Here is a 13,539-nt window from a genome sequence, read left to right as displayed (position 1 = left end):
TCGCTGACGCGCACACTTATGGTGCCCCGCGATGAACGCCTCGCCATCTCCCTTGCGTCTCGCCATTGCCGGCATGGTCGCGCTCGCCGTCGCCATGGGCATCGGCCGCTTCGTCTACACACCAATCCTGCCCGGCATGATGGAGGAGCTGCATTTGACGCCGGCCGACGCCGGCTGGGTCGCTTCCGCCAATTATCTCGGCTACCTCATCGGCGCGCTTGCCGCGGCCGGTGGCTGGGCGCATGGCCGCGAGCGCATGCTGATGTTCGCCAGCCTCGCCGCCAGCGCCGTGCTCGCGGGCCTCATGGGGCTCAACGAGACGACGGCTGCCTTCCTCGTCATCCGCTTCCTCGCCGGCCTCGCCAGCGCCTTCGTCATGGTGTTCATGGCCTCGATCGTCTTCAGCCATCTGGCAGTGGCTGGCCGCGGCGATTTGCAGGCGCTGCACTTCGGTGGCGTTGGCTTCGGCATAGCCGCGTCCTCCGCGCTCCTGGCGATCCTCGTCTCCGAGCATGCCGGCTGGGCCGCAGGCTGGCTTTGGTCCGGAGTGCTTTCGGCGCTTGGCCTGCTCATCGTCATGCTGCTCGCCGGCTCGACGACACCGGCCAATGGCGTTGACGGGCGCGAGCCGGCGCTGCCGAAGGACCGCTCCCTGGTGAAGATGATCATCGCCTACGGGCTGTTCGGCTTCGGCTATGTCGTGACGGCCACTTTCCTGGTTGCCATCGTTCGCCAGGGCGGTGGCGGGCGCGTCTTCGAAGCCACCGTCTGGATGGTCGCCGGCCTTGCCGGATTTCCCTCGACCTGGTTCTGGCAGAAGCTTGCTGCCAGGATCGGGCTCTATGCCGCTTACGCCGCGACCTGCCTGATCGAGGTGGTCGGCGTCACCGCCAGCGTCGTCGTCAAGGGGGCAGCCGGACCGCTGATTGCCGGCGTCCTGCTCGGCGGCACCTTCATCGCCATCACGGCGCTGGGGATACAGATGGGCAGGCAGCTCGCGCCGCAGGCGCCGCGCCGCATCTTCGCGGTGATGACGGCAGCCTTCGGCCTCGGCCAGATCGTCGGCCCGATCGCCGCCGGCCTGCTCGCCCAGGCCCTGGGCAATTATGTGCTTGCTTCGATCATGGCGGCAGCGGCACTGCTGGTCTCCGGCGTCGTTGCCTGGTCGGCCGCGCCAAAATCGCCATGATTTGCGGCCTTGTTCGATGCCGGGCATCGGGAAGAGGCATTTTCTTTCCCGGTAATGTGTGACCTTATGCCCGCCGAACAGCAACGCCGCTGATTTGCGGTCAGACCAAGGAAACCCGCCACAGTGTTCGTATCCTTCTTCCCGCAGCCGAAGCTGTTTTTCGCCTCGGCCGCCCTCTGGAGCCTTGCGGCAGTTCTGTTCTGGTTTTTCGGTGGTGAGCAACTGGGCGCCGTCTTCGGCCTCCCGCCGGTGGCGGCGGGCGCCCCGACCATCATCGGCATCGCGGTTCTGTGGTCGAAGCCGTTCCTGTGGTTCTATATCTACTTCGTGGCCTGTGTGGCGGTCTTCTACGCATTCTGGAGCTGGTACGCCCCGCATCCATGGCAGAACTGGTCGATCCTAATGACCGCTGTCATTCTGTTCTTCATCTATTTCAACGTGCAGGTCAGTGTCGCCATCAACAATTGGTATGGTCCGTTTTTCGACTACGTGCAGGGCCTGATGTCGGGCACGGCGAAATCGACTGACTCGGAATTTTACATAGGATTAGCCGATTTCTCCTGGCTGGCGCTCGTCGGCATGAACGTGCAGGTGGTCAATGCCTTCATCGTCAGCCACTGGATCTTCCGCTGGCGCACCGCGATGAACGACTACTTCGTGGCGAACTGGGGCCGGCTGCGCCACATTGAAGGTGCCTCGCAGCGTATCCAGGAAGACACGATGCGTTTTTCACAGATTATGGAAGACCTTGGCTCGACCTTCGTTCAGTCAATCATGACCCTCATCGCCTTTCTGCCGGTCCTGATTCAATTGCAGGCCCATATTACCGAGCTGCCGATCGTCGGCGCGGTCCCGCAGCCTTTGGTCGTTGCCGCACTGGGCTGGTGTTTGTTCGGGACGATCTCCGTCATGGTGGCGGGTCTCAAGCTGCCGGGCCTGCAGTTCCGCAACCAGCGTGTCGAGGCAGCCTATCGCAAGGAGCTCGTCTACGGCGAAGATCATGCCGATCGGGCTCAGCCGGCGACGACGACACAATTGTTCGCCAATGTCCGCCGCAATTATTTCAAGCTATATTTCCACTACATCTATTTCAACGTAGTTCGTTACACCTACCTGCAGGCCGACGGCATTTTCTCGTTGCTCATCCTGGGGCCCTCGCTGGTTGCGCATAAGATCACGTTCGGCGCCCTGAACCAGATATCGAACGCGTTCGGCAAGGTGACGAATTCGCTGCAATTCCTGTTGAATTCCTGGTCGACGATTGTCGAACTGCAGTCGGTGCACAAACGTTTGCGTGCCTTCGAGGCGACGCTGCAGGGCGAACAGCTGCCGGTTATCGATCAGCATTATCTAGAACGCGAGCAAGCTGGCATGCGCCCCGAAGATCAGCCGGCAAGTTAAGACGCGGCTATGTCCAGTCAGCCGCCCACTGTCGCCTGCGGCTGCCCGACGCGCTGGCGTGCGACATATTCGCGGAAGCTGATGCACTCGACGTCGGCTTTCACGCAGACTTCGCCGGCGAAGCGCTCCAGCGCGTTCCAATAGGCGCCGTTGTTCATCAGCGTGAAATGGAAGCCGAGCTCCAGCGGCAGGCGTTTGTCGTTGTACTCAGCCTCGAAGGCTGCGCGGAACGCCTGATAGGCGCGCCCGGTGAATTCGTCCGCCATGGCCGGTTTTTCAGTGGCGCCTGAATGGCGGACATAGAGATTGTAATCCATGGCGACCACCGGCTTCGCCTTCGGTCCTTCGGGGATGAGCGGCAGGGCGAAGTGGGTTATGCCGCTCCTGGTCGGCGGCAGCTCCGGGCCGTTCGAAACGCCGCTCGCGTCATATTGGAAGCCGGCCTGGGGCAGCGCCTCGTAAAGTGCTGCGTCGGTCGAAAGATAGGGCGCGCGAAACCCGACCAGCGCAGATTGCGCGAAATCGTGCCAGTCGGCCGGTTCCGGGATGCCGTTGATCGCATAGGCGTTTTCGAAAATGCGCCGGACGGAGGCGAATTCGGCCAGCCAGTCGGCCTTGCTCCATTCCTTGCCGTCGAAATGGCCGCAGGCATGGCTGCCGATGTCGTGGCCTTCGGCTGCAGCCAGCCTGACCTGCTGCAGACGGTCGGCGACGTCCTGTTTCGAGGCGCCGAAGCCGACATTGGACTTGCCGGCGGCCTTGCCGGGGCCGGCATATTGCTGTCGTGTTTCCGGCGAGAGCAGGAAGACGCAGGACAGGAAATAGGTGAAATGCGCGCCCGTGCGCTTTGCCAGCGCGCGGCTGCGTTGCCACTGTGAGATATCGCGGGCGGCGTCGAAAGAGATCAGCACGACCTGCTTGGGTTTGGCCGGCGAAACGGTTGGCGGTTTCGGCGGATCGGCAAAGGCCGCATTGGCTGAGGCGAGCGAGGCGAGACTGAATGCAAGGACGCGGTACGAACGAAGCATTGGCAACCTTCTGGCAGGACCCTTTCCGGCCGATTGGAAGCCGGCTATCGCGCAAATGTGGCGTCGATGCGTTCCGGCAAGCCCTGTGGGACCTCTGCCGTTCTCCGCCGATTTTCCTGCCAGCCCCCTTCCATGCCGACAAATTTTCGCTAAAACGCGGGCTCAAGAAGCGCCCCACCGGGGGCCGCAATGGTTTTTGATTGATGTCGGACGACAGTTTTATCCGCGAAGTCAACGAAGAGATCCGGCGCGAGCAGGCGCAGAAGCTGTGGGACCGTTTTGGTCCGGCCGTGCTTGGCATAGCCATCCTGATCGTGCTGGGGACGGCCGCCGTCGTTGGCTACCGCTACTGGGACGAGACCCGCGCCAACCGCTCGGGCGATGCTTTCTCGGCGGCCCTCAAGCTCGCCAATGACGGCAAGAACGACGAGGCGATCGCCGCGCTGGATCAGCTGGAAAAGGACGGCTACGGCGCTTACCCGCTGCTCGCCCGCATGCGCGCCGCGACCGTCAAGGCCGACAAGGGCGACGTCGAGGGCGCGGTCAAGGATTTCGACGAGGTCGCCGCCGACAACGCCATTCCCGCCGGCATCCGCGACATGGCGAGGCTCAGGGCAGCGCTGCTGCTCGTCGACCACGGCTCCTTCGCCGACGTCTCCAGCCGCATCGAGGCGCTTACCGCCGACACCAATCCGCTGCGCCACTCGGCGCGCGAGGCGCTCGGCCTTGCCGCCTGGAAGGACGGCAAGTCGGCCGACGCGCTCAAACTGTTCGACCAGATCTCTTCGGATGACGGTGCCCCGCGCAATGTGCGCCAGCGGGCGCAATTGATGTCCGAACTGATCCGCGGGTCGGGCAACGCGTCGTGATCTTGGATGGGCTTCAAAGTCGCCATCATCGGTCGGCCTAACGTCGGCAAATCGACTCTTTTCAATCGGCTGGTCGGAAAGAAGCTGGCGCTTGTCGACGACACGCCGGGCGTTACGCGCGACCGTCGCGTGCATGCCGCCAAGCTTTACGACCTCTATTTCGATGTCATCGACACGGCAGGCTTCGAGGACGCGGCGGCCTCGACGCTGCCCGGCCGCATGCGCCAGCAGACCGAGATCGCCATCCGCGAAGCCGATCTCATCTTCTTCACCGTCGATGCCAAATCGGGCCTGATGCCGGACGACCGCACCTTCGCCGAAATCGTGCGCAAATCGGGCAAGCCGGTGGTGCTGGTTGCCAACAAGGCCGAGGCGCGTGGCGCTCAAGGCGGCATGCTCGAAGCCTGGGAGCTCGGTCTCGGCGAGCCGATCCCGGTCTCGGCCGAGCATGGCCAGGGCATGCCCGACCTGCGCGACGCGGTGATCGAAGCGCTTGGCGAGGAACGCGCTTTCGGCGAGGACGAGGAAGAAAGCGACGAGATCGCCGCCGGCGAGGTGCTGATCGGCGAGGACATCGCCGACCCGGACGCTGAAGCAACCTATGACGACACCAAGCCGCTGCGCATCGCCGTCGTCGGCCGCCCGAACGCCGGCAAGTCGACGCTGATCAATGCGCTGATCGGCGAGGAGCGGCTGCTGACCGGTCCGGAAGCGGGCATCACCCGCGATTCCATTTCGGTCGACTGGGACTGGCGCGGCCGCCGGATAAAGCTGTTCGACACGGCCGGCATGCGGCGCAAGTCCAGGATCCACGAAAAGTTGGAGGTGATGTCGGTGCAGGACGGCCTGCGCGCCATCCGCTTCGCCGAGATCGTCATCATCGTGCTCGACGCCACCATTCCCTTCGAAAAGCAGGACCTGCAGATCGCCGACCTCATCATCCGCGAGGGCAGGGCCCCGGTGATCGCCTTCAACAAATGGGACCTGATCGACAACCCGCAGGAGCTGTTGGCCGAGCTGCGCGAAAAGACGGAGCGGCTGTTGCCGCAGGTGCGCGGCATCCAGGCGGTGACGGTATCGGCTGAGACCGGGCGCGGCCTCGAAAAGCTGATGGACAGCGTCATCAAGACGCACAAGGTCTGGAACAGCCGTGTCTCGACCGGCAAGCTGAACCGCTGGCTGGAAGGCATCCTCGCGCATCATCCGCCGCCCGCCGTCGCCGGCCGCCGGCTGAAGATCAAATATGTCACCCAGGCCAAGACCCGCCCGCCGGGCTTCGTCGTCTCCTGCTCGCGGCCGGACGCCATGCCGCAATCCTATGTCCGCTATCTGACCAACAGCTTGCGCGAGGCCTTCGACATGCCGGGCGTGCCGATCCGCATGGCGCTGCGCACATCGGACAATCCGTTTGCGGGCAGGGCTAAGAAGCGCTGAGGTTTATTTGCCGTCGCGAGGGTGAAATCCTCGCAACGCTGGCGGGACAGAGGGGGGTGTGACGGAACGCGACGGCCGGTAACCCGATCCGCGGCGCTGCTTGTCCGAAAAGCTAGGCAACCTTCGGCAGCTTCTCTTTCACCTCAGCCCTCTCCGGCAGCGTCTCCAGTGCCGCCTGCAGCAAAATCTCCGCCAGCCGAGCCGCCACCGGGTCGAGCTCGGCGTCCTTCTGGTGCAGGTGCAGTGCCATCATCGGCAGGGTGGGAAGCCCCAGCACCCCCGGCGCGATTGCCCTGACATTGGCGGGCAGGCCGATATCGGTGCGGATCGTGAGGCCGAGTCCCGCCGCCACCGCCGCCCAGATGCCGCCGAGGCTGGGGCTGGAGAAGGCCATGCGCCAGGCAAGGCCTGCGCGGTCGAGCGTTTCGGTCGCCACGGTTCTGAGCAGGCACGGCGCCTCGAACATCACCAGCGGCAGCGCCTCGCCGTCGCGGAAGCCTGGCTCTATCGGCTTCGCCGGACCGATCCAGCGCGCCTGCACGTCGGCGACACGGCGGCTGTAGGGCAGCGTCATGCCGTCATGCCAGGCGAGCGCGATGTCGAGGCTGCCTGAAAGGACACGCTCGGCAAGCTCATGGCTGCGCCCGATCCGCGCCTCGATGCGGACCTTGGGATGGGCGCGGGCGAAGCGGCCGAGCACGTCGGGCAGCACGGCCTCGCCGAAATCTTCCTGCAGGCCGAGCCGCACCCAGCCTTCCAGCTCGATGTCGCGGATGGCGGAGGCCGCCTCGTCGTTGAGCTCGATCAGCCGCCGCGCATAGCCGAGCATGGTCTCGCCGGCTTCGGTGAGCGCGAGGCCACGTCCAGCCTTGCGGAAGATCGGCGTCGCCGCCTGCTCTTCCAGCTTCTTCAATTGCGCGCTGACGGCGGAAGTCGAACGTCCCAGCCGTTCGGCCGCCTTGGCGAAACTGCCAAGTTCCATGCCGGCGACGAAAGTTCGGAGGACATCGAGGTCGAATGTGACGCGGTGCATGAGATTGTCCTGATTTTCAGGAGTGTTGATCAAAAACTTCCTGATTTTATGAATGAAGCTATGGCGCTACATCCCTCCCGTCAAGGCCGTTAGCCGGCCGCCACGGGAATGGAACCATGTCCGCCATCGTCACACGAAACGACTGCCAGCCGCCCGTGGGAGGCATTGCCGGCGCCCCTACTCGCCGCGCCTTCGGACCAAACCATCGCTGGAAGGTGCTGGGCATCGGCGTCGCGGCCAATGCCGGCTTCTCCGCCACTTTCTCCGGCATTCCGGCAACCGCGGTGGTGATGCGCCAGGGTTATCATCTCGGCAATGCCGAGCTCGGCCTCGCGCTCGGGCTACTCGGTCTCGGCGTGGCGTTAAGCGAACTGCCATGGGGCGTGCTCACCGACCGCTGGGGCGACCGCCGCGTGCTCCTGACCGGTCTCGGCGCGACGGCCGCATGGCTGCTCATCATGGCGATGCTCGTCGTGCCGGCAAAAGCCGTCATCCCAGGCGTGATGCTGCTTTCGGCAAGCCTGCTCGTCGCCGGTCTGCTCGGCGGCAGCGTCAACGGCTCCAGCGGCCGCGCCATCATGGGCTGGTTCGGCGAGGGCGAGCGCGGCTTTGCCATGAGCATCAGGCAGACGGCGGTGCCGCTCGGCGGGGGGCTGGGCGCGCTCGTCCTGCCTTCGCTGGCGCTGGCTTTGGGTTTCACCGCGGTCTTCGGCCTGCTGGCGGTCGTCTCCGCTGTCTCGGCCTATTTTGCCTGGCGCTGGCTGCACGAACCACCGGCGGAAGGCGGCCCTCACGCTGCGACGACAAGCGGCCCGGCGCCTTTGCGCAACATCGAGGTATGGCGCATCTCGACCGCGATCGGCCTGCTCTGCTTTCCCCAGGTCGCCGTGCTGACCTTCGCCTCGGTCTTCCTGCATGACTTCGCCGGCATGGGCACCTGGGTGACCAGCGCCAGCCTGGCTACCGTGCAGACCGGCGCCATGGTGATGCGCGTCTGGAGCGGCCGCTTCACCGACCGTAACGGCAACCGACGTCCATTCCTGAGATTCTGCAGCGCGTTGAGCGCGCTGGCTTTCCTTGTGCTTTGGCTGCTGGTGATCGCGGCCAGCGGAATCCCGGCGCTGGTGCCGCTGCTTCCGCTGATGGTGGTCGTCGCCGGCATATCCGTGTCCGCCTGGCACGGTGTCGCCTATACCGAGCTTGCCACGGTGGCCGGCGCCGGCCATGTCGGCACGGCGCTCAGCCTTGCCAACAGCTTCGTCTTCATCGGCTTCTGCCTGGTGCCGATCGCCATTCCGTGGCTGCTGCTCGTCCTTGCATGGCAGGGCGTGTGGCTGGCGGCCGCCATCTGCGCGGCGATCGCTTGGCCGATCTTCCTGCGCCCAGCCTGAGCCTGATTTTTCGCCGGCTTGCCATTGCAACGGCGAACTGGCTTTCCTCAAACATGAAAAGAACACGATCGATGTCGTTAACCCCGCATCAAGGTTAATGCTTCATTTTGGCTCTCCGGGGTCAGTAGCGTTTCTGGAGAGTTCCGTGCATCGACGCGTTTCATTGCGGCTTGCCGCCGCCGCCGTTGCGAAAAAACGTTCCTTCCTTCCTCCATTGGTGCTTGGGCTCGGCATTTGGATCGGCTTTCCGTCGGTCGTCGCCTATCAGGATATGACCAGCCTGATTTCCGGCCTGGAGTCGCCCAACGCGCGCTGGAACGCCTATATCGAGAAATCCGCCGCCGGCTCGGTGCATGCCGCCGAAATGCCGTTCGTCGATTCCACCACCACCGGCTCGATCTCCGGTTCCGGCGTGAACTTGCCGGGCGTCGGCACCGTCGCCTTCCGCGGCAAGGGCAGTGCCGTGGGCGCGACGCCCGATGAGGATCGTGTCGTGCGCGCCGACAAGAAGGGGCGCCTCGTCCAGGTCTCGCCGGTCGCGCCGCCCAAGAATTTCAGCGCCGGCTCGATCTTCGAGCGCACGTCCTCGCTGCTTCGTCCGAGCATGGACAGCGGCCTGAAGCTCACCTTCGCCAAGCCCGGCATCAAGGGCAAGGAAGTCCAGATCGCCCAAGCCTTCCATCTGCGCGAGGACAAGAAGCCTGACCCGGCCCTGCCGGCGGCACTTGTCGCCCTCGTCAACAACGACAAGCCGGATATTCTTGCCACGGCCTATGCCCAATCAGCGCCAGACTACGCCAAGGCCTCGCCCTTCGAGGCGCTGCTGCAGGACGATCCGAACGATGGCCGCTTCATCCCGCCGATGGGCAAGGGCGACCATGCCTGGCTGCAGAACCCGCTGCCGGCGAGCGTCTTCTCCAAGCCCGAGCAGGCCTGCCTTGCCAAGGGCATCTATTTCGAGGCGCGCAGCGAGCCTGTCCGCGGCCAGGCGGCGGTTGCCCAGGTGATCTTGAACCGCGTCCGCAATCCTGCCTATCCGAAGACGATCTGCGGCGTCGTCTACCAGAACGACGACTGGTTCAACCGCTGCCAGTTCTCCTTCGCCTGCGACGGCAGGAAGAAGACCATCACCGACCAGGCTTCCTACAAGACCGCGCAGGAGGTTGCCATGGCGGTGACCGCCGGCAAGATCTTCATTCCCGAAGTCGGCTCATCGACGCATTACTACGCCAACTACGTCCATCCCGGCTGGGCGCGCGCCATGCACAAGATGACCAGGATCGGCCTGCATATCTTCTATCGCACCTATGGCGGCGGCTGGAGCTGAGCCGTTTAGCCGGCTCGAGTTGAGCCGCTTAGGCGGTTCGACCCGAACCGCCCAAACGACCGCTCGGGCAGTGCTCTTTGCGGCTGGCCTCTCACGCCGATCGAGGCGAGTTGTTGCGCGGATTCGCGCCGAGTCCTCACGCGGCCGTGAAGGGCACGATGTCGCACCTCGATAAACCGTTGATTTAACTAACGAAAATACATCGTTCCGAAGTTCGGCCCGTGGCTTGACGGGCGCGGACCCGCTAACTATGTTGCCGGCGACTTTAGAAGCGGACGGACGGCAATCGTCTGCCCGGGCAGGGGGGTTGCGATGGCCGACAAAACCGGGCCAGACGGAACCGGAGAAACCGGCCGCGGCAGGCAGCCAGAAGCCACCATCCGCGACGACGAACTTGAGCGCCGCCGGCGCGATCTTGAAGCATCGCTGGCAACAAGACGCACGGACCGGCTCGAGGGGAAAGACGAAGCGAAAGCTGCGACCGGTTACGGTCAGGCACTGAAACTGTCCAGCGAGTTCATCGCCGGAGTGGTGGTCGGTGTCGGCTTGGGCTGGATCATCGACCGCCTGGCGGGAATCGCGCCCTGGGGTCTGATTGTCGGTCTTCTGCTGGGCTTTGGCGCTGGCATACTCAATGTCCTGCGCTCGGCGGGACTGGCATCGGAATTCGGCCAGGGCGGCAAGCCGCGCGAACCGAAGCAATGAATGAGGCGCCGCAAGGTGCCAAGCAACTTAAGAAGCCGGTTGTGGCTTTGACGGGGATTTAAAGTGGCTGCTGACAAGGTCGATCCGATCCACCAGTTCCAGATCCATCCGATCATCCCGCTGCATATCGGCGGCTACGACGTCTCTTTCACCAATTCCGCTTTGTTCATGGTCGTGACGATCGTCGTCGCTTCGGCATTCCTCTACATGAGCACTGCCAGCCGCGCCCTCATTCCGGGCCGCCTGCAGTCTGTGTCCGAAATGGCCTACGAATTCGTCGGCAACATGCTGCGCGACGCGGCGGGCAAGCAAGGCATGCAGTTCTTCCCGCTGGTGTTCTCGCTGTTCATGTTCGTTCTGGTCGCCAACCTGATCGGCCTGTTCCCCTATTTCTTCACCGTCACCAGCCACATCATCGTCACCTTCACGCTGGCCGCGCTCGTCATCGGCACCGTCCTCGTCTACGGCTTCGCCAAGCATGGACTCGGCTTCCTCAAGCTGTTCGTGCCGCATGGCGTGCCGGGCTATCTTCTGCCGCTGGTGGTGGCGATCGAAATTATTTCCTTCGTCTCGCGCCCCGTCAGCCTCTCGGTTCGTCTTTTCGCCAACATGCTGGCCGGCCACATCACGCTGAAAGTGTTCTCGGGCTTCGTCGTCAGCCTCAGCGCATTTGGCGCCGTGGGCATTGCCGGCTCCGTGCTGCCGCTTGCCATGGCGGTCGCGCTCACGGCGCTCGAACTGCTGGTCGCTTTCCTGCAGGCCTACGTGTTCGCGGTGCTGACCTGCATGTATCTGAACGACGCGCTGCACCCGAGCCACTGATCGATTTTTACCGGCGCCCCGGCGCCAGCATACCCAACGTACCAACTGCAACGAACAAGCAACCACAGGAGTTTTGAAATGGACGCAACTGCAGCAGCTGCTATCGGCGCTGGTATCGCCTGCATCGGCATGGGCGGCGCGGGCATCGGCCTCGGCAACATCTTCGGCAGCTACCTCTCGGGTGCGCTCCGCAACCCGTCGGCTGCTGATGGCCAGTTCGGCCGCCTGATCTTCGGCTTCGCCGTGACCGAAGCTCTGGGCATCTTCTCGCTCCTGATCGCTCTGCTCCTGGTCTTCAAGTAAGAGCCAGAGCTGACGAAAGGGGCCGCATGGTGCGGCCCCGCCGAATGGACAGGGGAATAAGATGTTCGTGACATCTGCCTATGCGCAAGAAACAGCGCCGGCCGCGGCCGAGGGCGATACGCATGCGGGCACCGCGGTGCCTGCCGCGGAGCATGAAACCTTCCCGCCGTTCAATGCCGCGACCTTTCCGTCGCAGATCCTGTGGCTGGTCATCACTTTCGGGCTCTTCTACCTGTTCCTGAAGCGCGTTGTGATGCCGCGTCTTGGCGCGATCATCGACGTCCGCAACGACCGCATCACCCAGGATCTCGACCACGCCGCAAGGCTGAAGGGCGAGGCCGATGCCGCCGTTGCGGCCTATGAGCAGGAACTGGCGGAAGCCAAGGCCAACGCCAACAAGATCGGCCAGCAGGCGAACGACGCCGCCAAGGCGCAAGCCGAGGGCACGCGCAAGAAGCTCGAGGCCGAGCTTGAGAAGAAGCTTGGCGAGGCCGAGGCGAGCATCGCCTCGATCAAGGCCAAGGCGATGAAGGAAGTCGGCACGATCGCCGAGGACACCACGTCGGCCATTGTCGAGGCGCTTGTCGGCGGCAAGTCCGACAAGTCCGAGATCGCGGCCGCGGTCAAATCCGCGAGCCGGTGAGGAGCGGGATCATGGACGCCACATCACTCGCCACGCTCTGGGCAGCTATCGCCCTGTTCATCTTCCTCGGCGCCGTCATCTATCTGAAGGTGCCGGGCATGCTCGCCAAGTCGCTCGACGCCCGCGCGGCCAAGATCAGCGGCGAGCTCGAGGAAGCCCGCAAGCTTCGTGAAGAGGCCCAGCAACTGCTCGGCCAATACCAGCAGAAGCGCAAGGAAGCCGAGAAGGAGGCCGCCGACATCGTCGCCGCCGCCAAGCGCGAGGCCGAATTGCTTGCCTCCGAGGCTGCCAAGAAGACCGAGGACTATGTCGCCCGCCGCACCGCGTTGGCCGAGCAGAAGATCGGCCAGGCCGAGCGCGAGGCCGTCAGCGAAGTGCGCGCCAGCGCCGTCGACATCGCCGTCGAGGCTGCCCGCGCGCTGCTCGCCGCCAAGGTCGACGTCAAGGCCGGCGCGGATCTGTTCAAGTCGGCGCTGGACGACGTCAAGGCCAAGCTGAACTGAGCTGGCTTCGAAGCTTCGAAATCAAAGCCGCCCGGGCAACCCGGCGGCTTTTTTGTTTCGGGAGAGGCGGGACAGCGACGCTGCCAATCTCCCCCACAAGGGTGGAGATTAGCTATCATTCCAGTCCGGCGAAGCTCTCTTCTTCTTCAGCCACCTCCGCGCCACCCAGCCGGAACGGCGCGAACGACGCGCGGTGCAATCTCGCCACCGGCCCATGCGTCTCGATTGCGGCCCGGTGCCTGACCGTCGCATAGCCCATATGCACCTCGAAGCCGTAGTGCCCGTGGTGTCCGCCGCAGCCGCACATCATGCGGTCGCGCATCACCTTGGCGACGATCGAGGCGGCGGCGATCGATTGCGAGCGCTGGTCGCCCTTGATCAGCGCCCGGCCTTCACAGGCGAGACCAGGCGGGATGTCGCGGCCGTCGGCCAAGGCAAGCTTCGGCTGCAGCGAGAGGCCGGCGGCGGCGCGGCGCATCGCTTCCAGGCTGGCTTTGAGAATGTTGCTGTTGTCGATGCCTTCAGCGCCGATCGAGGCCATCGAGACACTGAGCGCCGAGCCGAGAATCTTGAGAAACAGCGCCTCGCGCTGCAAATGGGTGAGGCGTTTGGAATCGTCGAGGCCTTCGGGAATATTGGCGGGGTTGAGCACCACCGCGGCGGCCACTACCGGCCCGGCGAGCGGACCGCGGCCTGCCTCGTCCATGCCGGCGACCGGCCACAACCCGTCGGCCATTGCCTTCGTCTCGATCGAGAAGTCGGGCTTCTCGACCATTTCAAAGAGAAGCGGAGAATCGGAACGCGCGCGAGCCATGGTGCGGCGAGGTTCGCATCGGCTCCGATTCTCCGCAAGTCCTTCCGGGTCGGATGGGGCGTCGGACCGGGAAGGCT

14 protein-coding genes are annotated in these 13,539 nt (G+C 64.3%); 11 read left to right on the top strand and 3 right to left on the bottom strand.

The window, feature by feature from the left end; translation table 11 throughout:
- The first annotated feature begins 31 nt into the window (after positions 1–31).
- On the top strand, positions 32–1,189 hold the full coding sequence (locus ACWGS9_RS08605) for a YbfB/YjiJ family MFS transporter (RefSeq protein WP_454504833.1): 1,158 nt from the start codon (positions 32–34) through the stop codon (positions 1,187–1,189).
- A 123-nt stretch (positions 1,190–1,312) separates the two neighbouring features.
- The gene (gene sbmA, locus ACWGS9_RS08600; protein ID WP_454504832.1) at positions 1,313–2,590 is read left to right on the top strand and encodes a peptide antibiotic transporter SbmA; all 1,278 of its coding nucleotides are present in this window, start codon (positions 1,313–1,315) and stop codon (positions 2,588–2,590) included.
- 17 nt (positions 2,591–2,607) lie between these two features.
- Here the strand turns inward: sbmA and ACWGS9_RS08595 are convergent, their stop codons facing one another.
- Positions 2,608–3,618, bottom strand: coding sequence for a polysaccharide deacetylase family protein (locus ACWGS9_RS08595; RefSeq protein WP_454504831.1), 1,011 nt, complete (start codon positions 3,616–3,618; stop codon positions 2,608–2,610).
- A 203-nt stretch (positions 3,619–3,821) separates the two neighbouring features.
- On the opposite strand from ACWGS9_RS08595, the gene ACWGS9_RS08590 reads away from it, so the two are divergent.
- Positions 3,822–4,487 (top strand): tetratricopeptide repeat protein, encoded by a 666-nt coding sequence (locus ACWGS9_RS08590; RefSeq protein WP_454504830.1) that lies wholly within the window; start codon positions 3,822–3,824, stop codon positions 4,485–4,487.
- Between the two features lie 6 nt (positions 4,488–4,493).
- On the top strand, positions 4,494–5,921 hold the full coding sequence (gene der, locus ACWGS9_RS08585) for a ribosome biogenesis GTPase Der (protein ID WP_454504829.1): 1,428 nt from the start codon (positions 4,494–4,496) through the stop codon (positions 5,919–5,921).
- 112 nt (positions 5,922–6,033) lie between these two features.
- Here the strand turns inward: der and ACWGS9_RS08580 are convergent, their stop codons facing one another.
- Positions 6,034–6,954, bottom strand: coding sequence for a LysR substrate-binding domain-containing protein (locus ACWGS9_RS08580; RefSeq protein WP_454504828.1), 921 nt, complete (start codon positions 6,952–6,954; stop codon positions 6,034–6,036).
- Positions 6,955–7,070: 116 nt separating this feature from the next.
- Between ACWGS9_RS08580 and ACWGS9_RS08575 the strand changes: the two genes are divergently transcribed.
- From ACWGS9_RS08575 to ACWGS9_RS08545, 7 genes are all read left to right on the top strand, one after another.
- Positions 7,071–8,345 (top strand): MFS transporter, encoded by a 1,275-nt coding sequence (locus ACWGS9_RS08575; RefSeq protein WP_454504827.1) that lies wholly within the window; start codon positions 7,071–7,073, stop codon positions 8,343–8,345.
- A 145-nt stretch (positions 8,346–8,490) separates the two neighbouring features.
- The gene (locus ACWGS9_RS08570; protein WP_454504826.1) at positions 8,491–9,672 is read left to right on the top strand and encodes a cell wall hydrolase; all 1,182 of its coding nucleotides are present in this window, start codon (positions 8,491–8,493) and stop codon (positions 9,670–9,672) included.
- Positions 9,673–9,984: 312 nt separating this feature from the next.
- Positions 9,985–10,377 carry an AtpZ/AtpI family protein gene (locus ACWGS9_RS08565; protein WP_454504825.1) on the top strand — a complete coding sequence of 131 codons (393 nt, stop codon included), beginning with the start codon at positions 9,985–9,987 and terminating at the stop codon, positions 10,375–10,377.
- Between the two features lie 63 nt (positions 10,378–10,440).
- Positions 10,441–11,199 carry a F0F1 ATP synthase subunit A gene (locus tag ACWGS9_RS08560; RefSeq protein ID WP_454504824.1) on the top strand — a complete coding sequence of 253 codons (759 nt, stop codon included), beginning with the start codon at positions 10,441–10,443 and terminating at the stop codon, positions 11,197–11,199.
- A gap of 78 nt (positions 11,200–11,277) precedes the next feature.
- Positions 11,278–11,502, top strand: coding sequence for a F0F1 ATP synthase subunit C (locus ACWGS9_RS08555; RefSeq protein WP_027164582.1), 225 nt, complete (start codon positions 11,278–11,280; stop codon positions 11,500–11,502).
- A gap of 61 nt (positions 11,503–11,563) precedes the next feature.
- The gene (locus ACWGS9_RS08550) at positions 11,564–12,145 is read left to right on the top strand and encodes a F0F1 ATP synthase subunit B (protein WP_454504823.1); all 582 of its coding nucleotides are present in this window, start codon (positions 11,564–11,566) and stop codon (positions 12,143–12,145) included.
- 11 nt (positions 12,146–12,156) lie between these two features.
- Positions 12,157–12,648 (top strand): F0F1 ATP synthase subunit B, encoded by a 492-nt coding sequence (locus ACWGS9_RS08545; protein WP_454504822.1) that lies wholly within the window; start codon positions 12,157–12,159, stop codon positions 12,646–12,648.
- 115 nt (positions 12,649–12,763) lie between these two features.
- Here ACWGS9_RS08545 and ACWGS9_RS08540 read toward each other — a convergent pair whose 3' ends face one another.
- Positions 12,764–13,462: a ribonuclease HII gene (locus ACWGS9_RS08540; RefSeq protein WP_454504821.1), complete on the bottom strand. Its 699-nt coding sequence runs from the start codon at positions 13,460–13,462 to the stop codon at positions 12,764–12,766.
- Positions 13,463–13,539 lie beyond the last annotated feature (77 nt).

Source organism: Mesorhizobium sp. Arg314, assembly GCF_053714275.1.
This window is presented reverse-complemented; position numbering and strand designations above follow the sequence as displayed.

Bases quoted from the DNA above. Each gene is read 5' to 3' on its own strand.
- ACWGS9_RS08605 (WP_454504833.1), top strand. From the start codon at position 32: ATGAACGCCTCGCCATCTCCCTTGCGTCTCGCCATTGCCGGCATGGTC.
- ACWGS9_RS08595 (WP_454504831.1), bottom strand. From the start codon at position 3,618: ATGCTTCGTTCGTACCGCGTCCTTGCATTCAGTCTCGCCTCGCTCGCC.
- ACWGS9_RS08590 (WP_454504830.1), top strand. From the start codon at position 3,822: ATGTCGGACGACAGTTTTATCCGCGAAGTCAACGAAGAGATCCGGCGC.
- der (WP_454504829.1), top strand. From the start codon at position 4,494: ATGGGCTTCAAAGTCGCCATCATCGGTCGGCCTAACGTCGGCAAATCG.
- ACWGS9_RS08580 (WP_454504828.1), bottom strand. From the start codon at position 6,954: ATGCACCGCGTCACATTCGACCTCGATGTCCTCCGAACTTTCGTCGCC.
- ACWGS9_RS08575 (WP_454504827.1), top strand. From the start codon at position 7,071: ATGTCCGCCATCGTCACACGAAACGACTGCCAGCCGCCCGTGGGAGGC.
- ACWGS9_RS08565 (WP_454504825.1), top strand. From the start codon at position 9,985: ATGGCCGACAAAACCGGGCCAGACGGAACCGGAGAAACCGGCCGCGGC.
- ACWGS9_RS08555 (WP_027164582.1), top strand. From the start codon at position 11,278: ATGGACGCAACTGCAGCAGCTGCTATCGGCGCTGGTATCGCCTGCATC.
- ACWGS9_RS08550 (WP_454504823.1), top strand. From the start codon at position 11,564: ATGTTCGTGACATCTGCCTATGCGCAAGAAACAGCGCCGGCCGCGGCC.
- ACWGS9_RS08545 (WP_454504822.1), top strand. From the start codon at position 12,157: ATGGACGCCACATCACTCGCCACGCTCTGGGCAGCTATCGCCCTGTTC.
- ACWGS9_RS08540 (WP_454504821.1), bottom strand. From the start codon at position 13,462: ATGGCTCGCGCGCGTTCCGATTCTCCGCTTCTCTTTGAAATGGTCGAG.